This is a genomic window from Pseudomonas sp. BP01 (assembly GCF_022760795.1).
Lineage (GTDB): Bacteria > Pseudomonadota > Gammaproteobacteria > Pseudomonadales > Pseudomonadaceae > Aquipseudomonas > Aquipseudomonas putida_Q.
Genome location: NZ_JAFBKA010000043.1, coordinates 1 through 20,002, shown reverse-complemented (window position 1 = coordinate 20,002; position 20,002 = coordinate 1). Strand labels below are relative to the sequence as shown.

General features: G+C 56.3%; 19 protein-coding genes and 1 tRNA gene. 6 read left to right on the top strand and 14 right to left on the bottom strand.

Translation table 11 applies throughout. The features are described 5' to 3' along the window. Window positions 1-211: 211 nt before the first annotated feature. From JOY50_RS26330 to JOY50_RS26320, 3 genes are all read left to right on the top strand, one after another. Window positions 212-442, top strand: coding sequence for a DUF4160 domain-containing protein (locus JOY50_RS26330; RefSeq protein ID WP_081237919.1), 231 nt, complete (start codon window positions 212-214; stop codon window positions 440-442). Then, window positions 430-882 carry a DUF2442 domain-containing protein gene (locus JOY50_RS26325; RefSeq protein ID WP_132842874.1) on the top strand — a complete coding sequence of 151 codons (453 nt, stop codon included), beginning with the start codon at window positions 430-432 and terminating at the stop codon, window positions 880-882. Before JOY50_RS26330 ends, JOY50_RS26325 begins: the two co-directional genes overlap by 13 nt. A gap of 905 nt (window positions 883-1,787) precedes the next feature. Continuing rightward, complete coding sequence (locus JOY50_RS26320; RefSeq protein WP_243056071.1) at window positions 1,788-3,476, top strand: ATP-dependent endonuclease; 1,689 nt, start codon at window positions 1,788-1,790, stop codon at window positions 3,474-3,476. A gap of 409 nt (window positions 3,477-3,885) precedes the next feature. Here JOY50_RS26320 and JOY50_RS26315 read toward each other — a convergent pair whose 3' ends face one another. The 7 genes from JOY50_RS26315 to JOY50_RS26285 form a co-directional block, all read right to left on the bottom strand. Then, window positions 3,886-4,824, bottom strand: a complete 939-nt coding sequence (locus JOY50_RS26315) for a retron St85 family RNA-directed DNA polymerase (protein WP_243056070.1) — start codon at window positions 4,822-4,824, stop codon at window positions 3,886-3,888. Beyond that, window positions 4,824-5,786 carry a retron St85 family effector protein gene (locus JOY50_RS26310; protein ID WP_243056069.1) on the bottom strand — a complete coding sequence of 321 codons (963 nt, stop codon included), beginning with the start codon at window positions 5,784-5,786 and terminating at the stop codon, window positions 4,824-4,826. The genes JOY50_RS26315 and JOY50_RS26310 overlap by 1 nt, the downstream gene beginning before the upstream one ends. 485 nt (window positions 5,787-6,271) lie before the next feature. After that, a complete protein-coding gene (locus JOY50_RS26305) occupies window positions 6,272-6,547 on the bottom strand; it encodes a hypothetical protein (protein ID WP_203543839.1) in 276 nt (91 codons plus the stop codon). Beyond that, window positions 6,544-7,524, bottom strand: a complete 981-nt coding sequence (locus JOY50_RS26300; RefSeq protein ID WP_243056068.1) for an integrase domain-containing protein — start codon at window positions 7,522-7,524, stop codon at window positions 6,544-6,546. Before JOY50_RS26300 ends, JOY50_RS26305 begins: the two co-directional genes overlap by 4 nt. Window positions 7,525-8,451: 927 nt before the next feature. Next, window positions 8,452-9,771 carry an integrase arm-type DNA-binding domain-containing protein gene (locus tag JOY50_RS26295; RefSeq protein ID WP_243056067.1) on the bottom strand — a complete coding sequence of 440 codons (1,320 nt, stop codon included), beginning with the start codon at window positions 9,769-9,771 and terminating at the stop codon, window positions 8,452-8,454. 162 nt (window positions 9,772-9,933) lie between these two features. Continuing rightward, window positions 9,934-10,009, bottom strand: a tRNA-Thr gene (locus JOY50_RS26290). Window positions 10,010-10,107: 98 nt separating this feature from the next. Continuing rightward, window positions 10,108-10,356: a hypothetical protein gene (locus JOY50_RS26285; protein ID WP_132842876.1), complete on the bottom strand. Its 249-nt coding sequence runs from the start codon at window positions 10,354-10,356 to the stop codon at window positions 10,108-10,110. Window positions 10,357-10,880: 524 nt separating this feature from the next. On the opposite strand from JOY50_RS26285, the gene JOY50_RS26280 reads away from it, so the two are divergent. Beyond that, window positions 10,881-11,171: a DUF3077 domain-containing protein gene (locus tag JOY50_RS26280; protein WP_243056066.1), complete on the top strand. Its 291-nt coding sequence runs from the start codon at window positions 10,881-10,883 to the stop codon at window positions 11,169-11,171. A gap of 237 nt (window positions 11,172-11,408) precedes the next feature. Here the strand turns inward: JOY50_RS26280 and JOY50_RS26275 are convergent, their stop codons facing one another. The 5 genes from JOY50_RS26275 to JOY50_RS26255 form a co-directional block, all read right to left on the bottom strand. Then, on the bottom strand, window positions 11,409-12,614 hold the full coding sequence (locus tag JOY50_RS26275; RefSeq protein ID WP_243056065.1) for a methyltransferase: 1,206 nt from the start codon (window positions 12,612-12,614) through the stop codon (window positions 11,409-11,411). Between the two features lie 127 nt (window positions 12,615-12,741). Then, complete coding sequence (locus JOY50_RS26270; RefSeq protein WP_016484493.1) at window positions 12,742-13,431, bottom strand: ABC transporter permease; 690 nt, start codon at window positions 13,429-13,431, stop codon at window positions 12,742-12,744. Further along, the gene (locus JOY50_RS26265) at window positions 13,431-14,123 is read right to left on the bottom strand and encodes an ABC transporter permease (RefSeq protein ID WP_016497593.1); all 693 of its coding nucleotides are present in this window, start codon (window positions 14,121-14,123) and stop codon (window positions 13,431-13,433) included. The genes JOY50_RS26270 and JOY50_RS26265 overlap by 1 nt, the downstream gene beginning before the upstream one ends. A 54-nt stretch (window positions 14,124-14,177) precedes the next feature. After that, window positions 14,178-14,930: an ABC transporter substrate-binding protein gene (locus tag JOY50_RS26260; protein WP_132842882.1), complete on the bottom strand. Its 753-nt coding sequence runs from the start codon at window positions 14,928-14,930 to the stop codon at window positions 14,178-14,180. A gap of 11 nt (window positions 14,931-14,941) precedes the next feature. Next, entirely contained in the window at window positions 14,942-15,715 is a 774-nt protein-coding gene (locus JOY50_RS26255; protein WP_132842884.1) for an ABC transporter ATP-binding protein, read from the bottom strand. A 640-nt stretch (window positions 15,716-16,355) separates the two neighbouring features. On the opposite strand from JOY50_RS26255, the gene gabP reads away from it, so the two are divergent. Beyond that, entirely contained in the window at window positions 16,356-17,741 is a 1,386-nt protein-coding gene (gene gabP / locus JOY50_RS26250) for a GABA permease (protein ID WP_243056064.1), read from the top strand. A gap of 176 nt (window positions 17,742-17,917) precedes the next feature. On the opposite strand, the gene JOY50_RS26245 is transcribed toward gabP, so the two are convergent. After that, the gene (locus JOY50_RS26245) at window positions 17,918-18,361 is read right to left on the bottom strand and encodes a hypothetical protein (protein WP_138736473.1); all 444 of its coding nucleotides are present in this window, start codon (window positions 18,359-18,361) and stop codon (window positions 17,918-17,920) included. Between the two features lie 131 nt (window positions 18,362-18,492). Here JOY50_RS26245 and JOY50_RS26240 point away from each other — a divergent pair, with 131 nt between their 5' ends. Next, on the top strand, window positions 18,493-19,029 hold the full coding sequence (locus JOY50_RS26240) for a hypothetical protein (protein WP_132842888.1): 537 nt from the start codon (window positions 18,493-18,495) through the stop codon (window positions 19,027-19,029). A 5-nt stretch (window positions 19,030-19,034) separates the two neighbouring features. Here JOY50_RS26240 and ppk2 read toward each other — a convergent pair whose 3' ends face one another. Then, window positions 19,035-19,907 carry a polyphosphate kinase 2 gene (gene ppk2 / locus JOY50_RS26235; protein WP_165931621.1) on the bottom strand — a complete coding sequence of 291 codons (873 nt, stop codon included), beginning with the start codon at window positions 19,905-19,907 and terminating at the stop codon, window positions 19,035-19,037. Window positions 19,908-20,002 lie beyond the last annotated feature (95 nt).

The window sequence follows — 20,002 nt, the reverse complement described above, 5'->3', positions numbered from 1 at the left end:
GCCCTGCTTCTGGCTTGACCGGTAACGGACCTGTCGGCGATAGCGACCCAGAGCGCGGTTTCAGAGATTCTGAACAACAAGCGCAAGAGGACGGAGCAGCCATAGGCATGGCGACTGTATGGGTGTAGACGTTCTGCCAGTACACTGAGCGGAATGTTTTACACTGGTTTTCAACGTTGTAGTATCGCCAAATTGGCGATACGATCATGCCATGTCTACCAAATACCGATTTCGCGACAAGTACCGCATCGAGCTAAGGGAAAGGGATCATCTACCACCCCACGTACACCTTACCGGCGGTGGGGTGGACGTGGTGATCAGTCTGGAATCTGTGACTGTTAGCCAAGGCAGGGCACCTGCGAAAGTGGTGCAAGAAGCCTTGGCCTGGGTGGCGGCCAATCAGGCCGATTTGTTGAAGGAGTGGATGAAATGGCATCGATGAAACGTCCCCGTCTGAAGAGTGTACAGCCTCGATCGGACGCCAGCCTTGAGCTTACCTTTACCAATGGGCAGCATTTCACCCTGGATATGAGCGATGCGGTCAAGACGTATCCTGGCTTGGCGCCACTGTCCAAGCGCAAAGCGTTTGAAGGCGTCGTATTGGGCGACGGAGGATGGTCGGTGGAGTGGCCAGCGCTGGATATTCAGATTGGTGCGGATACCCTGCTACTGGACGCGCTTGCCCAAAACGCACCTGATGAAAACACCCGAGTTTTCATTCGCTGGCGTTTGCGGCACCGGATGACGCTCGACCAGGCTGCCGAAGCGCTGGGAGTCAGCGCCCGCAGCATCAGCCGCTACAGCAGTGGTCGTGAAGCGGTACCACGCACATTGGCGCTGGCTTGCCTGGGTTGGGAGAGTCTGGAGCAGAAAGCCGCCTGACAGGGTTTTTTGAGTGCTGTCGGAGGGCTTGAGCCTTCGCTGTTCTGGCCTGAGATTGCCAGGGCCGCTTTGCGGCCCATCGCGACGCAAGGCCGCTCCTACAGGAGACGCGGCGTGCTTGTGAGTCTTTTACTCTGCGCGATGGTGCAGCCTGGTAGAGCCACGGGTGTTGCTGTGGGATTGTTGAGGCCGCTCTACGGCCGAGTCGCCACAGCGTCTTGCGCAAGGCTGGGGGAATCCGCCATTTGAGTCATACCTCTTAGCCGAAAACAAAAAAGGCCCACCTTTCGGTGAGCCTTTTTTGATACTGCGTATGGTGCCGGCACCAGGAGTCGAAAAATATAGTAAGCTTCTGATCTATAAGGTTTTTAAATCAATTCACATGAGCCAGTATCTCTAAAACTACCCTAAGGCTCTGTCTGATAGCCCAAGATACATAACTAACTCTAGCAGGATGGAAGGCACTCTAACGTTCTGGGCTATGGCTAATCTCGCGTGGTTGCACGAATAGGGGAATCCCTCTAGCGCTGGTCAGCAGTGACAAACGGCGCCCTGTAGCTACTCACCGATGGACGTGTTACTGGCAAAATGATAGCTTCTCGCTCCGAGTGGTGAGCATAAACGTCGCGATGTAACTTACGATATTTGAGGCTGCGGTAATTTTCAGGCTGCGTTAGAAAATAATAATTATCCATGACCTTTCATTTCTTAAGGGGCGCTCCCGGTTAAATGTGGCTGGGAGGGGCACAGGCCATGTTTGTAATTGTCGAGAGGTATCAATAATTGAATGCGCTAAAGCATTGCTTGATAAATTATTGATCTGTTGCATAAGGCGTTTTGATCGTCCGGGTAATTATTTTTATAGTCTTGATTTCTGATGTTTTCATGTCAATAAGGAGATGGATTTGCTTAGTTCTGTGAAAATAGAGCGATTTAAGAATATTACGGACATTGAAATTCCTCTAGGAGGTATAAATCTCCTTATTGGATCTAATAATGCGGGTAAGAGCAGTATCCAGCAAGCAATCCAATTTTCTGTGTCTATTGCACAAACTACTGCACAACAAGGCGCTCGGTGGTCTCAAGATAGATGCCCCTCATCACTTTCTAGTGAGTCGTTGATTTACTCACCTTTGAGGGACGTTGAAGCGTTAGCACCGTACGGAAGGCTTCAGACTTCATTGGAGCATGCGATTAAAGTAACTTTTGTTGAGAACACAAACTCAACTGTTACTATACGAAAAGGCAGGAATAGAAATATTACTACCTCGCTAGAAGGTAGATCTTTGGGAGAGCACCTCCAAAACATTGAAAGCCCTTACTCAATGATTGTTCCTGGTCTAGCAGGAATACCTTCCTTTGAAGAATATAGACCGCCATCAGTTGTCCGTAAAGCTGCCGCAAAAGGAGACTCGAATAGTGTCTTTAGAAATATTTTGCTGCTGCTATCTAAGGATGATCAGTCATGGCAATCGTTTAAGGATAAGTTTAAGACTGTATTTCCAGATTATGAGATAAGCGTGAGGTTTGACTCCAATATTGATGAACATATCAATGCGAGAGTTACTAGTAACGAGGTGTCGCTGCCAATTGATTCGTGTGGGACAGGGATTCTACAGGCCATTCAAATACTAGCTTATTATTATTTGTACAAGCCTAAGCTGCTTATATTGGATGAGCCTGATTCGCACTTGCATCCAAATAATCAAAGAATTTTAGCGATCTTGCTCAAAGAGCTACACCAGGAAACCGGCTGTCAACTTATAATCTCTACGCATTCTCGACATTTTTTCGATGCGCTTAAAGATGATGCCACTATTCATTGGATAAATAATTGTTCTTTGGTTGAAAATTCGGAAGATCTTGAACGAAGCATTTTGCTAGAAATCGGGGCTCTTGATAAGGGGGATCAACTGAGAAATGGCGAGATACCTTGTATATTGCTTACTGAAGATGCAGATGTAAGTTATATTAATCTTATTGCTGAGGCTTCTGGTTTCTTGCCTGGGGAGTATCAAGTTTGGTCATATAATGGTTGTTCGAATATACAGATCGCGCAGGCATTGAATTCATTCATAGTTGAACATGCTCCAGGTACAACTGTAGTTGTTCATCGTGATCGGGATTATATGACGGACGCTGAAATTTTGGAGTATAAGGAAGGTTTAGAGGCTGTAGGTATAAAAGTCTTTATTTCGGTCGGAAATGATGCTGAGAGTCACTTTGTAGATGAAGAGCATATTTCCGAGTTATATCCTCGGCTAACACAGCAGCAAGTTTCAGCGTTGATAGAGGAGTGTCTCAATGAACGACGAGATGCGATACTGGAGAAGTACATAAACACAATATACAATCGACAGCTTCAAGACTCCTACAGAGGTGGCGCCAAGCCGAATGCTGGTCTTATTGCTCGGCAGTGCACGCAAAACTTTGATGGCAATATGCGCGGTTTCATGCACGGGAAAATTGTAGAGCGTTCTCTCAGAGGAAAGCTACAGGCTCAAGTTGGACAGAATATCGACCTTTGTAGGGTAACTAGAGGTATTTCTGATCCGACTTTGTCTGCGATTGCGGGTGAAATTTGGCACGACTGATCAGTGAGATTACATGCAGCGGAGAAAAGTTACGCGGGCTAGTTTCGTCGCGAGCACAACCTAGATCACTATCTAAAGCAAATATTCTGATTTTTTTAGCGCAAATATCAGTGTGCTGAGTATTCAGTCTCGGGCGTTAGCTATCCGCTGTGGAGGAAAAAGGGGACAAACTTATTTAATGGCACATCAACTATCGTCGAAAAATAAATCTGTCCCCTTTTCTGCGGCGCAACGCTATGGGAAGTGCCAAAATGAGAGTGATCGATACGTTGTGGCTGTAATGAATAACAGAAAATATACGTGTCCTAGATCAATGCGGATTTGCTGATGCTTGTTCTTTTGAGGCCTAGCGCTCTGGTGTTATGGCTGAGAACTGTAAGCAGGTGAGTCGAGACCTGAGCAGAAACAACTATTTTAAGATTTGGTACTCCATGATTGATTTAATGAGTTCCGTACCGTACTTCTGAACAACAGCATAATAGAATGTCGGCTCCACGTGCTTAGCGAATGCCAGCCTTCCCTTGAGTGCATAGATGTCTTCACTAGACATGCCACCAAGTGAGTATCTATGAATCAACGATCTAAAGTACCTTTTTTTCTCTCGGCCTAGTGATATTTTGTTGTCATTCGTTAGTACCAGTCCTGTGACGTGGCGGTTGTTTCCTTTTGATGAAAAAACAGTTTTGTCCTGGTTTACTCTTAAGGTTGGATATCCAATCTCGGCACAAGTCTTGGTTACTATATCGGGAAGCTCAAACAGAATGCCTCGGACATTAGTTGTAAATGTGAGATCGTCCGCATAGCGTGTGTATCTGACACCTAAACGAGTGCACTCGTCGAAGACCTTGCAATCAAACTCGTACATCAAGGTGTTAGATATGAAAGGTGATGAAGGCGCGCCGATGCTAAGTCTATGCGCAGGGTCTTTCTTTGTAGCCCAGAAAAATATTTTCCTTACGGCGTAAGCATCTTCTCTAGCGATATCTTTTCTATGTTTCTTTATGTGCGTAATAAGATCGCTCGGGCCTATGGACGGAAAGAAGTCCGAAAAATCCATTTTTAACAGATATTTGCTACCCAGATGTACTGCGGCGTTTTCCTTGATGCTTAAGCCATCTCTATAAGCTGTAGCGCAATCATGGATAGGAAGGCCTTTCAAGTAACTATCGAGAACCATTCGCTGTATTACTTTCAGCACCTCAGTAGGCTGCGCAATGGTTCTAAGTCCTCGGCCACTCCGTTTTGGAATTGAATACACCTTATATCGGTAGGGTGCAGTGTTCACGAACTTTACTAATTCTGCGGTACTGATTAGTAGCTTACTTGCCAGTTCTTCTAAGATCAGCATCACTCCGCCCCCACTGGCAAGACGACCGGCTCGGGAGTAGCCACAGCGTAGGCAGACTGAATAACATGCATTCTTCTCGACTCGCTATCATTGGTCGCATAATATTGTTGCGCCGCAAGTTTAACCTTAATCGGTTCAAATTTCCCTGCAAACTCGACCATAACTACATCGAGGGCGACATAGTAGTAGTCGATATGGCCTCGTTTCGAACTTTTAATCAAGTTGAATTTGCCGAGGAGAAATATAAGCCTTTTCAGTTTGTCTCTTGAAATGTTAATGTCGAGGGCTCGAAGGTAGCCTTCAATTTCCATAAGCTTCAAGGCTCTGAAAACTTTAATGATTTCATAAATTACGAAGGCGATGTGTCCTTCGTTATCGATGTTGAACGCCTCTGATTCGTCTCGATTTGATATGGCGCCTAAGATATCTTCTCTCATCTCTTTTAATGAAGAAGATAGACTTCCTGCTAGGTCATTGTTATCCCAGGGATAGGAGCAGACGCTGCTTTCCTTTACGCCTTGCAAGTATCTTAATGGCCCGAGCTTAATGAATGAGCTTTCTTCGTAGTGATCTTGCCTGACAAAGACCAGTATTTTATTCTTGAGAGCTTTGTTTTTTACAAATAGCCCGAGCTCAGCTAACGCACCCGGACTTTCGAGGATTATAACAATCAAGGACGATATGTGAGCAATGTCGCTCTCAAAGGCCAAGAGGTCTTTGTAAACAGCATCATGAATCCAGTCTTTAAAGTCTTCAGCCAGAGTAATGCTGTCTGCAAGATGACAACGGGCTTTGTGCAAATACTCAACAAGTGCCCCTCTAACAGAAGTCGGAGCAGCAGACTTAACATCTACTTGGCCACCGCAGAGAAAAAGGATTGGATGAGTCAGAACGACACGGGAGTTTTCAAGAGAAATATGAGCTAGTGACTCGAGTCTTTTGTCATCGTACTTCAACGTCACGTTAGTCGACCCTAGTCCATGGCACTTGATTGCGTCTCCAGGAGGTTCTCTTTACCAAAGATATAGCGGCGAAGGCTCGCGTGGGATTTGCGAGGAGTGCGAGTGCTAAGGCACGAGTGCGACGAGTGAAGCCCACGCGAGCCTTCGTCGCAACTAATACCGTTCAATAAATTAGAGTCCGGCTATACACCAGACTAGAGCTCGAAAGCTCCTAAAACGCGTAAAGAGGGCACCAATATTATTGGTATGCGAGCTTTTGTCAAGTCTACTTTCGGCTGGGCCTAGGGTGTATTCCAGCAGCCGTGGCGCGGCTCGAGGCACACTGACGAGCGCTACAGCGCGTTCCTGATTTAGAGAAGAAACACGTTCATGCCGATCCTGTAGTGCCTTGGTACGTCTCCCGCCGCCAGGCCGGAGAAGGTTGCCTATGAGCGGCCTGTGATAGCCGATTGGTGCCGTTCGTTACTACCAGCATTAGATCCGAATCAGAGATTAAAGACCCATGACTTTTCTAGGCGACGAGCGAGCAGCCGAACCGTCAGCACGTAGTAATACCGCGTCTCTTCACTGCGTTTGCTCATCCGATGATCGAGAAACCACGCGACATGCTTTCTCTGCCAAACCCAAGGCGTCTCTCGCTGCCAGCGAACGGCAATCTCAGCCTGGATGATTTTCGCCTGCCGTATGTGGCGTTGCCGAGTTGCGTGCGAGCCGGACAGTACTCCAGACAGGAACAGCTCCATATCGAATGGCTTACTCATGCCCGGCCACCAATGTAGGCCGCTACCACGTCGATCCGACCGTGCCCCAACTCATAGCTGATTTGCCTTCGGGCCTCACGATCTAGGATCCTATCTGCCTGGTAACATTGGCCTCCGTTGATAGGCGCGGGCTGCTGGGTGATTTGCTCATAGCGTTCACATGCATACGCCGATCGTAACTCATGGAAGCCTTTGAGCTTGTGTGCATGCAGGACATCCCGCGCTGGGCGGATGATTTCCTGCAGAACATTCCGATAGCTTTCGTCTGGCGCAATCAGGTTGCGGCTACTCGCAGGCGACACCTGCCGTGCAAACCCAAGTGCATCTTGAATATGGTGGTCCACCGCGATCCATCGTGGCGCAGAGGCGCCAGCTCGGCCGCCTTTAGTGCCATCCTGGATGTTGATCCTGCTTAGGTCGTTGGCCTCACGGCTCAGCCGTGGCAAGTCGGCTAGGATGGCCTCACGCAAGCGCATTCCGGTGGCTCGCGCCAACAGGACGATCGCTGCGGCCCGTCTCTGGTCACGGCTGCAAAGCGCCTCGAAGATCTGCTGAACTTGTTCGCGGTCTTGGCCTTGCGGCACCGACTGCCGAACCCCGGTGCGCTGCATACCCAAAGCCTTGCTCGGACTTGGCAACTTCACGTACTGATCACCGCGAAGCGCCGCCATGGTCCTGTTAACGCTGGATAGCCGGTTTTGTGCGGTGCTGACGGCGAGGTCACCGCGCCGAACCAGGTCGCGCAGATACGCCGCATAGTCGGCCAACACCTTTCGATCAATCTGCCGCGCATCATTGATACCCGGCCCCTGTTCGGAGCGGCACCACTTCACGAATGCCTGCCACCGATCACAGTGTGCTTTCACCGTACCGTAGTGGCCTCCGCCGAACATGTCTTTCAGCGCTTGTGGTCCTGCGTAACTCAACTGCCTGCCATAGCCGAAATTACGACCACCGCGTCTACCCACCAATGGCATGTCAGTCACCTCATCTACCGTTCTTTGATCCTTGCCCCACGTCATCCCACCAAGAATGCTGAGTGTTATCAGGGATCAAGGCCCCTGCGACCTGTGGGGAACGTCCACTACGCGGGACTGGCGGCTCCTTACGTCCGGGAGCAAGGGCATCTCATGATCTGGCCTCCTGAGCACCGTTGCCGGTGGGCGGGTAGAGGCGGCATTGGCTGACGAGACCAGCACCTGAAGATCCTGAGCCGGGTGAACGCAGCGATGCGATGACCGGGGCATGCCTGACTGTCAGTCAGGTGCAGTCCATTCCCTGGTCTGCGGCACCATCATCTGCAGCGCTGTTGCTGGTGACATCGGCGTTTGTCACGCCGATTGTCACGAGGGGAATTGCCGCAAAGCCATATGCGATGAGGGCTGCAGCAGTGGTAGGAGCGCCCGTCTCTTTCCAGAGAAAGAGACGGGTGCAGGTTGGCGCATACGAAATGGCCAAGCGGATAGGTTGCTGCTGGACAGAAGGGTAGGGTGGCTGCCGCAGGGGCAACGATGTTTAGTTGGCATCCATCACATGGGTAGTGACCGTACGAGCTACCGGACGCGAATCGTACTTGGGGGTTGAACCACCGCGGTAGCGGCGTGACCTTTCAGGTTTCTGGCCACATTCGGCTGCCTCGGCAGCGCTTGCATCTACCGGTCTACGCTTGTGGACAATGTTCGTCAAGCAAAGCAATTTCAGGGGGTTAGCGCCTGTGGATAAAACTATCCTCCGGTGGACATCAGTGGTTTTCCACAGATGACAACTGTGCCAGTGGTTTTTAATAAGGTTAGGTCCATTGAAACGGGGCGGCTTTGCCGCCTCGTTTCAATGGACCCGCGCGGAGGAGCTTCATGCGGAGCTGTGGGTAACTTCACAGCGGGCTTGGGAGGTAGCGCGGCGGGCTACTCGGTCCTCTTGGCACTGCGAAGGCGCGTGACGTTCTCACCTGACTGATTGGCGAACTCATGCGGGGTGACATGCTCCTCGCGGTTTACCTCCAGAAACCGGCTCCACCAAGTCATGATCATCCGGCGCTCTTCGAGGAACTCGGCCTTGTGGGTATAGGCGGCGCGCACGTTGTTGCGTTCCTTGTGGCTCATCTGTCGCTCGATAGCCGTCTCCGACCACAGCCCGGACTCGACCAGCGCACTGCACGCCATGGCTCGGAACCCGTGGCCGCAGATATCCACCTTGGTGTCGTAGCCCATCGTCCTGAGCGCTGCATTCACCGTGTTTTCGGACATCGGTTTCCACGGTTTGGCATCCCCCGCGAACACCAGGTCGAACTTGCCGGTGATCGCGTGGATCTGCTCAAGCAAGGCCACTGCTTGCGGCGATAAGGGTACAACGTGAATGTCCCCGGCCATCTTTGTACCCCTTGTGGAAAAGGGCACGCCGTCCAGCGCCGGGCGGGTGTCGGGGATCTCCCAGATACCTCGCTTGAGGTCGAATTCATTCCAGCGGGCGAAACGCAGCTCACTGGAGCGTACGAACACATGCAAAGACAGCATCACCGTGAGGCGCGTGAGCGGGCGACCTTTGTAGCCGTCGATACGCGCCTGTAGCTCAGGTAACCGCGATAAGGGTAGAGCGGGTCGATGTGTAACCCGTGGTGTTTTGATCGACCCATCGAGGTCGTGGGCTGGGTTCGCCGTGATCAGCCGCAGCCGTTTGGCTTCGCGCATGATGCTTTGCAGGTAGTTCTTGACCCTGAGCGCCACGTCGATGGTGCCGCGCTTCGTCACGACTTCCAGTGGTTGCATGAGGTCGTGGGTGTCCAACTCAACGATTGCTCTGGCACCGATCAAAGGGAATACGTGAGTCTTTAACCGGCTGAGCACAGTCTTGGCGTGGCCCGGCGCCCACTTCGGCACCATCCCGGCATACCAATCGAGCGCAACGCTTTCGAAGGTACGGCCATTGATCACGGCTTGCACCTTGGCCTGCTGCTTGGACTGTATAGGGTCAATGCCATTGGCGAGCTGCTGTTTGAGCTCGAAGCGCTTACGGCGAGCGTCAGCCAGTCCGACTACCGGATAATTGCCGAGAGAGGTAAGGCCCTCGCGACCATCGGGCTTCACGTACCTGAGCCGCCAGCCTTTGCGACCGTTGGGCTTCACGAGCAGGTAAAGACCGTCGCCGTCAAAAAGCTTGTACTCAGTTTCGCGAGCCTTTGCAGTGCGGCAGGCGTTGTCGGTAAGGGGAGCCGTTGTGCGAGCCATAAGGGTACTTTCCAATGTCGAATTGGTAGGTATCCTTAAAAGTACCCTTATTAGCGCTGGCTACCCTCGGAATCCGACGGAACGCCAAAACGAAAAAACCCGCCAGAAGGCGGGTTTTTCGTGGGTTCCAGAGATTTTGAAAGCTTTCTATGGAACCTTGAATGGTGCCGGCACCAGGAATCGAACCCGGGACCTACTGATTACAAGTCAGTTGCTCTACCATCTGAGCTATACCGGCAATGGGGCGTCATTATAACGATCGTTTGGCGCCTGTAAACCACTTCCTTGCGAATGTTCGAAAAAGACCTAAGTCACCGGCCTAAAAGGAGAATTTTCCTACCAGCCGCGGTGGATCGTGTTGACGCTTGGCTCGCTTTTGCCCGGGTTGAAGAACAACTTGTCGTTGTCGCAACCGCGCTTGCGGCAGGGGCTTTCGGTGCGCAGGGGCAGGCCGTTGTCGCCGCCCAGTTGCATGCCGGGGTGGTTCCAGCCCAGGTTGCTGTTTGGGTGAGGCGAGGTGCCGCCGGCGCAGCCGGTCAGGGTCAGGGCGAGGGTCAACAGGGCGAGGGGTTTGGCTCGGGTCACGATGGTCAGGTCCGTTGGTCCATTGTCGGTTCTGGCGCAACGCCAGAAGGCCGCGAGGCTGGCGGGCAGCGCGCGACGTCACTTTTTAATGATTTGGGGGGCGGATGATACACCGTTACGGCGGTGGGGCATTAGCCTTGTGTTGCCTGATAGGGCCTCTTCGCGGGTGAACCCGCTCCCACAGGGATCGTGTGAGTGCGGCAATTTGCGTAAGGAAATTCTGAACCATGGGGCCTAAAGCTTCTGGGTTTGGATGCTTGGGAAGTATCCTACGCGCGCCGCCGAAGTATCGCTGTTGTCGGGGAAGTGGCTCACGGATACCGTTCTCGGGTCGCTCTGGCGACCGGGTGTGAGAACCCGACTTTGAACGTATCGGCTGCGTAATGGCGACCGTGCGCGGGCAGACCTTGGTCTGGCCGAGCTTCCTATGTTCACTCGGTTTCTCACCTCGTGCACGGTTGCCGCCTTTATTCCGTGAGAAAGAATGAACACGGCAACTCCTTTTGAACTAGGGAGTTTGAACATTGAAAACGATCGATTCTGATCCCAGCACCCCCAAGCCAATCACCACCGCAGGCGTGGAAACCTTCCTCGCAGCCGGTAACCCATCCCTCAATCTGCTACGCGTGGAGCCCGGTGTCCCTGTGGATGCTGCCTACGAGCATGTCTCGATCCTGATGGGCTACATCAAGCACCTGGTGCGTGAGGGAGATATGGAAGACGACCATAAATTCCTGGGTGCTGCCGATTACCTGTGCGACATGGCCAAGGCGCTAATGAACGATATCGAGATTGCCAAAGGTAAGGCGCACTGACATTTTTGCTCCCACAAAAGCCGCTTGCGCCAACCACAAGAAATGTTTATGCACAAGTGGCATTTGGGACTTGCGCGAAAGGCATGCCGGATCGCTGCGCCGCTGGTCTTTGCGCAAACGCCTGTTTTTACTGGCCTTGAGCTGCAACCCGGAATAAGCCAAACGCTTGAAATAGCGCTTGGATCCAACAGGTAATCAAAAGCTTGTTCACAGACTTATCCACAGGTTGTGCTGCGGCTAACGGTCGCGTTCTGCGAGGATGAGCAGGTTGCGTGGGGTCAGTGGATAGTCGCAAAACAAGCCCAGGCGAACGGCGTAGCCTTGTTCTTCGAGGAACAGGGCGCGATCGAGTACCAGCCACAACTCCAGCGGGCGGCGGAACAGGTTGCGTACGCGCTCCAGGTTGCGCACCTCGGCCAGGCGCTGCCAGCCGGCGGCTTCCAGGGCGGCCCAGTCCGGGTTGCCGGTCAAGGGCAGTTGTTTGAGGTCTGCCAGGTCGCGGCAGTACTGCTCGAAGGGCTTTTCCAGCCAGGCTACCGGCAGCGACGGCGTTGCAAGGTATTCGCTGGTTTGGCGCTGCTGGCGTTGCAGCAGATCAAAGCCCAGGCGCCGGGCCATCGAGGTGTCGCGCTGGCGCCGCACGCGGGCACCGGCGGTGACGGTTTCGCTCAGGGGCAGGCCCAGGTCGTCCAGCGACAGCCTTAGGGCCGACGCCTGCGCGGCTGTGGATAACGCTTGGTACTGCGGCGCCGCGATGCGGTTGTAGCAGCAGGGGGCTACGGCGAGTTGCCGACAGCCTTGCTGGCTGGCCAGCTGCATCAGGCGTACATGCAGGTCGCCGCAGGCGTGCAGGGCGACCACGCTTTTGTCGCTAGCCAGGTGGCGGGCGCTGTCGCTGGCCATCACATCCTGGTGTACGTGCTGTGCTGGCAATTGATGGTGGGCGCTCAGGGCCTGGCCGGCGGCGACTAGTTCGGCGTCGTATTCCAGGCAGGTCAGCTGCTGGCCGGGTTGCAGCAGGCGACGGCCGAGGTGGCCTTTGCCGGAGCACCAGTCCAGCCAGTGGCGCGGCGGGTGGTGGAAGACCAGGTGGCTGGCGAAGGCTTCGATCTGCTGCCATTTGCGGCCGGGGACGGCGACGTCGAGGCGGTGGGCGGCAGGTGGCAGGTCGGTTTGCGGGAGGCTGCCGAGGGCGGCGAGCTGTTGGGCTTGTTCGGCCAGTTGCGGGAAGGGCGCGGGCAAGCGGTCAGTGGCGCGGTCGGCTTCGGCGTCTGCCAGGGAACATTGGCGCAGGTGGGTGGCGAGTTCGGGGTGGGTGGTTTCCCAGGCCAGTTGCAGGGTGGTGAAGGGGCGCGGTTTCCACAGCTGTTGGTGCTCGATCAGGAACTGGTCGAGGGCCTTGAAGCGGGTGCTTAGGTGGTGGCTGTGGAGGTGGCTGGGCATGGGTAGATGTGTGTTGGGTTTGAGGGCCTCTTCGCGGGTGAACCCGCTCCCACAGGATTAGCACAGGTTTCAAGGCCAGTGATGTACCTGTGGGAGCGGGTTTACCCGCGAAAGGGCGAGTAAGGTCTCAGCGACCCTGGCAGGCATCTACACGCAGCCAGCGCTCCAGCAGCTTGAAGCCCTGTACCAGCAAGAACGAGATCACCAGGTAGAACACGCCTGCGGCAAAGAAGATTTCCACCGGCAGGTAGGTACGGGCAATGATGGTACGGGCCATGCCGGTCAGTTCCAGCAGGGTCACGGTACTGGCCAGGGCACTGGCCTTGAGCATCAGGATCACTTCGTTGCTGTACGCCGGCAGGCCGATGCGCGCAGCACGGGGCAGCATGATGTAGAACAGCGCCTTGCCACGCGACATGCCCAGCGCCCGCGCCGCTTCGATCTCACCTTTGGGGATCGACTGCAGCGCGCCGCGCAGGATCTCGGCAATGTACGCGGCGGTGTGCAGGGTCATGGTCAGCACCGTGCACCAGAACGGATCGCGCAGGTACGGCCACAGCGAGCTGGAACGCACCGCATCGAACTGCGCCAGGCCGTAGTAGACCAGAAACAGCTGCACCAGCAGCGGCGTACCGCGGAAGAAGAAGATGTAGCTGAACGGCACGGCGCGCACGTACCAGCGGCGCGAGGAGCGGGCGATGCCCAGCGGGATGGCCAGGATCAAACCGGCAACCACGGCAATGGCTACCAGCTCCAGGGTCAGGACCGCACCCTCGGCCAGGCGTGGCAGCCATTTGAAGATGACTTCCCAATTCATTATTCAGCCCTCGCAAAGCCGCGAGCGGCGCGTTTTTCCATGAAGTACATGCCGGTCATGGCAATGACGGTGAGGCCCAGGTAGATGCAGGCCGCGACCATGTAGAAGGTGAACGGCTCCTTGGTCACGGTCACGCCAATTTGCGAGTGACGCATGATTTCTTCCAGGCCGATCACCGACACCAGCGCGGTGTCCTTCATCAGGATCATGAACAGGTTGCCAAGGCCGGGCAGGGCGATACGCCACATCTGCGGCAGGATGATCCGCGAAAGGATGCGGCCCTTGGAAAGGCCCAGCGCCAGGCCAGCTTCACGGTGGCCCTTGGGGATCGCCAGGATGGCGCCACGGAACACTTCGGTGGCGTAGGCGCCAAAGCACAGGCCCAGGGCGATAACACCCGCAGCGAAGGCGCTAAGCTCCAGGCCCGGCATGTTCAGGGCTTCGCCGAGGCTGTTCATCAGCCCGACGGTGCCGAAATAGATAAGCAGCACCCACAGCAGTTCGGGCACGCCGCGAACCAGGGTGGAGTAGAAGCCGCCAAGCCATTGCAGCGGCTTGAGCGGGGAGGTCTTGGCCAGGGCGCCGAGCAGGCCCAGCACCAGCCCCAGCAGCAAGGCGCAAAGCGCCAGTTTTACGGTCATCAGGGTGCCGGCCATCATGGCCGGACCGAATCCGTGCAGGTCGATATTCATGGGCAGGTCATTTTAGGGACTGGCGCGCCACCTGGGCGCGCCGGTCAGGGCGGGTCATTCGATGCTGAACGGGAAGTACTTGTCGTTGATTTTCTTGTACGTGCCGTCGGCCTTGATTTCGGCCAGGGCTTTGTTCAGCTCGTCGCGCAGCTTGGTGTCACCTTTGCGCACGGCAATGCCGATCTTGTCGCTGTCCATCACCGGCTCGCCCTTGAACTCGAAGTTCGAGCCGTCTTTGCTTTTCAGCCACTCGTACTGCACGTACTTGTCGGCCAGGATGCCGTCGATGCGGCCGGACACCAGGTCCAGGTAGGCGTTTTCCTGGGTGTCGTACAGCTTGACGTCGACGCCCTTGAAGTTGTCTTCAAGGTAGGTGCCGGCCAGGGTTGCACGCTGGGTGCCGATGACCTTGCCCTTCAGCGACGCTGCGTCAGTCTTGAAGTCGACGTTTTTCGGGGCGATGAACTGCAGCTTGTTGGAGTAGTACGGCTCGGTGAATTCCACCGCCTGCTTGCGCTCGTCGGTGATCGACAGCGATGACACCAGGAAGTCGAACTTCTTGGCGTTCAGGGCCGGGATGATGCCGTCCCAGTCGGAGGTGACGACCGAGCATTCGACTTTCATCTTGGCGCACAGGGCGTCGCCGATGTCTTTGTCGAAGCCAACCACGTTACCGCTGGCATCCTTGTTGTTGAACGGTGGGTAGGCGGCTTCGATACCCATGCGCAGTTTTTCTGCGGCCATGGCGTTTGCCGACATCACCAGCGTGGCAGCAGCTGCCAGGAGAAACTTCTTGTAAGTGTGCATGTATTGCTCCGTTAGCGGTGGCTTGACATGAATTGCTTGCAACGCGCCGAGTTCGGGTTCTCGAAGACCTGCTGCGGCGATCCCTGCTCTTCGACCAGGCCCTGGTGCAGGAAGACGACTTCACTGGACACATGGCGGGCAAAGCTCATCTCGTGCGTTACCAACAGCATGGTACGGCCTTCTTCGGCCAATGCGCGGATAACGTTTAGCACTTCCTGGACCATTTCCGGGTCGAGGGCCGAAGTGGGCTCGTCGAACAGGATCACTTTAGGCTTCATGGCCAGGGTACGGGCAATGGCGGCACGCTGTTGCTGGCCACCGGAAAGCTGGGCGGGGTAGCTGTGGCGCTTGTCGTAGATGCCAACCTTGTTCAGCAGCGCTTCGGCGGCTTCGATGGCCTCGGCCTTGCTTTGGCCGAGCACGCGGCGTGGCGCCTCGATGATGTTGTCGAGGATCGACATGTGCGGCCACAGGTTGAAGTTCTGGAAGACAAAGCCGATTTCGCTGCGCAGGCGGTTGATCTGGCGGTTGTCGGCGGCGATCAGGTCGCCGTTTTTGGCAGCCTTGAGCTTGAGGGCTTCGCCGGCCACCAGGATTTCGCCCTGGTGCGGGTTCTCGAGCAGGTTGATGCAACGCAGCAGGGTGGACTTGCCGGAGCCGGACGACCCCAGGATGGAGATCACGTCACCGTCGCGTGCGGTCAGCGAAATGCCCTTGAGAATTTCCTGCTCGCCGTAGCGTTTGTGCAGATTGCGGATTTCCAGCGCGGGCGTGGCCTGAGCCATGTGCGGTCCTCATGTGTTCGGGTGCGTTCCCAGCTATTGGCGGCCTTCCTGGCGAGCGCCAAGCTAGCATAGCGGCATTATGGCGGCCAACAGGGTTGCCAGGGACTGTGGGCACTGGTGGGGCAGTTTGTCGCATCGCTACAGCGTAACGTCGCGCAGATGTCCGCGAAGGTGTCGCCCAGCACCAGAGCCTTGATGAAAAAAGGCGCGATGGTGCCAGCTTTAGCCCGCTCATGGAAGCGGTTTTGGCCCATTCGGGGGGTAAACCCGACCTTTAGGTCAAAGGCGTTCATTGGGGGCAGGTTTACCTGGGAGTGCATCGGCAGGCTAAAAGGTTGTACCTGAAGGTTGCACTTTTTGGCATTGCCGTGGTGCACAGGTGTTACCGAGGAGCACCTTTGGTGCGTTTGTAAGTGGGTATTTCAGTAATCCGATGATTTGGCGCCCTTTCGGTCAAGGTATGGCCGAAAGCCCTCCAAACCGCGTGCTAAAAGGCCCGCGGAATTTTCTGACGAATGCATTCAGCAGATGGCGCACTTATTGCCAGTAGGAAACCGCCGATTGCAGCGACGCCCAGGTCAACCCCAGGCGCGCTCCGTTTCCGAAGTCGGAGTGGTCCACTCCTTACAAAGGTAGTTTTATGAGCGGTAACAATTCCAATGACCTCGCTCAGGGGCTCAAACAACGGCATGTGACCATGCTGTCCATCGCTGGCGTCATCGGTGCCGGCCTGTTCGTAGGCTCCGGCCACGCCATCGCAGCTGCCGGCCCGGCCGTGCTGCTGGCTTACGCCGCTGCCGGTACGCTGGTCGTGCTGGTGATGCGCATGCTGGGTGAAATGGCGGTCGCCTCGCCAGACACCGGTTCGTTCTCGACCTATGCCGACCGCGCCATCGGGCGTTGGGCCGGTTTTACCATTGGCTGGCTGTACTGGTGGTTCTGGGTGCTGGTGATTCCGCTGGAGGCCAACGCTGCCGCGGCCATTCTGCATGCCTGGTTCCCTGCGGTTGACCTGTGGGCGTTCTCCCTCATCATTACCCTGGCGCTTACCCTGACCAACCTGTGCAGCGTAAAGAACTACGGCGAGTTCGAGTTCTGGTTCGCCCTGCTCAAGGTGCTGGCAATCATCGGCTTCATCGCCGTGGGCTGTGCGGCCTTGTTCGGCTTTGTGCCGAGCAGCCAGGTGAGCGGTGCCAGCCACCTGTTCGACACCCAAGGCTTCATGCCTAACGGCCTGGGCGCAGTGCTGGCAGCCATGCTGACCACCATGTTCTCGTTCATGGGTACCGAAATTGTCACCATCGCCGCTGCCGAGTCCAAGGACCCGGGCAAGCAGATCAGCCGCGCCACCAACTCGGTCATCTGGCGTATCTGCCTGTTCTACCTGGTGTCGATCTTCCTGGTCGTGGCCCTGGTGCCGTGGAACGACCCGGCCCTGGCCGAAACCGGTTCCTACCAGACCGTGCTGAGCCGTATCGGCGTGCCGAATGCCAAGCTGATTGTCGACATCGTCGTGCTGATTGCCGTGACCAGCTGCCTGAACTCGGCGCTGTACACCTCTTCGCGCATGCTGTTCTCGCTGAGCAAGCGTGGCGACGCCCCGGCCATCGCCCAGCGCACCACCAAGGCGGCGACCCCGTACGTGGCGGTATTGCTGTCCACTGCAGCGGCATTCCTCTGCGTGTTCGCCAACTTCGTGGCCCCGGCCCAGGTGTTCGAGTTCCTGCTGGCCAGCTCTGGCGCCATCGCCCTGCTGGTGTACCTGGTGATTGCCATTTCGCAGCTGCGCATGCGTGCCAAGCGTGAAGCCAGTGGCGAGAAGATTGCCTTCAAGATGTGGCTGTTCCCGGGCCTGACCTGGGCGACCATTGCCTTTATCGTTGCCATTCTTGTGGTCATGGCGCTGCGTGAGGATCACCGTGCGGAGATCATCGCGACTGCGTTGCTGAGCATCGCTGTGGTAGCGGCTGGCTTGCTGGTGCACCGCAAGCGCGAAGCTGCCGGGCGGGTGGCGCTGGATAACTGATCCGCGCTGGCTGTAATGAAAAGGCCGCGCCCTGTGAAGGGTGCGGCCTTTTTGTTGCCTGTGTCCCTATCGCCGGCAAGCCAGCTCCTACAAGAAGCTTGCTGCCCTCAGGCCTGTCATGAACCTGTGGGAGCTGGCTTGCCGGCGATAGGGCCCTTGCAGGTTAAATGGCCCTGTCAGCCAAACTGCTTCTGCTGTTGCTGCTGCTTGGCCACCAACTCAGAGGCGGTGATGTAGGCCTCCTGGAACTCATCGCTTTCCAGCCAGGCCATGGTGGCCTCTTCGTCAGCGCCGTCCAGCCATTTGCGGTAGGCGTTGAACACCAGCACGATGTAGTCGGTAGCGTGCTCTTCCTTGTGCCCCTTGAGCACCAGGGCCAGCAGCGGGTCTACCAGGAACACCGAGATCATCGGCACCAGGCCGCCTTCCTGGGCTTCCTTCATCTTCTCGAACATCGCGTCGTAGCTGCCCGACTCCATGGCCTTGTTGTATACCTGCTCGACGCTGGCGCTGTCGCCGGCACTGGGCTTGACCGCCTGGCCGCTGCGCACCATGCGGTTCTGCTTGGCCTTGCTGGCGGCGCGCTTGGCGCGTTTTTGTTGCTTGGTAGGGGTGGCCATGGGGGCTTGAGTCCTTGGGTGGTGCTGGAAAAGTGCGTATTGAATCGCAGATGGCAGTGAAACCCAAGCGGCATTGGCGGGTCTGAGTCAGGCTGCCGGACATTCGGCATTCGCGCAAAGGACATTCACGGATGAAAGCACCCGTCATGCTCGGCCTGCTGGCCGCCGCTCTTGCCGGCTGCGGCAACATTGCCGCAGTCAAATCTTTCAATACCCCCTACGGCTCGCCCAGTGGCGGTGACACCGCACGCCTGCGGGTAATCGCCGACGGTATGGTACGGGCGGTACCGGAGAAGGACTGTGTGGACTGGTACAGCCCCGGTGCCGGAGTGATTGCGGTACCCACCAAAGGCTTCTCCGACCGCAATGGCGAAACCTTGGGCATGCCGGCCAGTGTATCTGCCCAGGCGGGTGACGCAGTCAGCGAAGTGCTGGTGCCTGCCGGTAAGCCGTTTACCCTGCACTTTCTCGATGGGGGCCGCTCGGCCGGCTATGACACGGTGCAGAACTGCCTGGGCATGTTCTCGTTCGTGCCGCAAAAAGGCGCCGACTATGAGCTGGTGGTGCACGGCTACAGCGCTTGCGGCGGCACGCTCAAGCGCCTGGACAAGGCCGAGGACGTGGCCCGGCGCAAAGCTGATTATTGCAGTGCCATGGCCAACTTCTAGGCCCTTCAGGCTGGTTGGGCGACCAGCTCGTCTTCCTCGAAGCCGCGAGCGGCCTTGCCGACCAGCAGCGCATCCGGGGCATGGGCCACGCTGTGGTCCTTGCCCGGGTAGTCCAGCGAATGTAGAAAGTGGCGGATGCAGTTGATCCGTGCGCGCTTCTTGTCATCGGACTTGATCACCGTCCACGGCGCATCGGCGGTGTCGGTGTGGAAGAACATCGCTTCCTTGGCCGCGGTGTAGTCTTCCCACTTGTCCAGCGACTTGATGTCGATGGGCGACAGCTTCCAGTGCTTCAGCGGGTCGTCCCGGCGCGAGATGAAGCGCCGCAGTTGCTCTTCGCGGTTCACCGAAAACCAGTACTTGAACAGCAGGATGCCGCTGTTGCACAGCATGCGCTCCAGGTCCGGTGTCTGGCGCATGAACTCCAGGTACTGCAGCGGTGTGCAGAAATCCATCACCTTCTCGACGCCCGCGCGGTTGTACCAGGAGCGGTCGAAGAACACCATTTCGCCCGCTGTGGGCAGGTGCTGGATGTAGCGCTGGAAATACCACTGGCCCTGTTCCTGCTCCGAAGGCTTCTCCAGTGCGACGATGCGTGCGCCACGTGGGTTGAGGTGCTCCATGAACCGCTTGATGGTGCCGCCCTTGCCTGCTGCGTCGCGCCCCTCGAACAGGATCACCACACGCTGGCCGGTTTCCTTCACCCAGCTTTGGACCTTCAACAGCTCGATCTGCAGCGCGTGCTTGGCCTTTTCGTAGTCCTGGCGTCGCAGTCGGGTACGGTAGGGGTAGCTGGCCGGCAGGCGCGCCGAGGTGCTGTCTTCGTTGCTGCCCTTGGGGGCGGTGGCAACTTCCAGCGCAGCTGGTTGCTGGCTGATACGGGTGATCGTCGGTTCCGGCTTGCGCTGGCGTGGGCGGCGCGTGCGGACTGGAGTGATGGCGGGTTCGCTGGGGGCGGGGAGCAGGAGCTTGC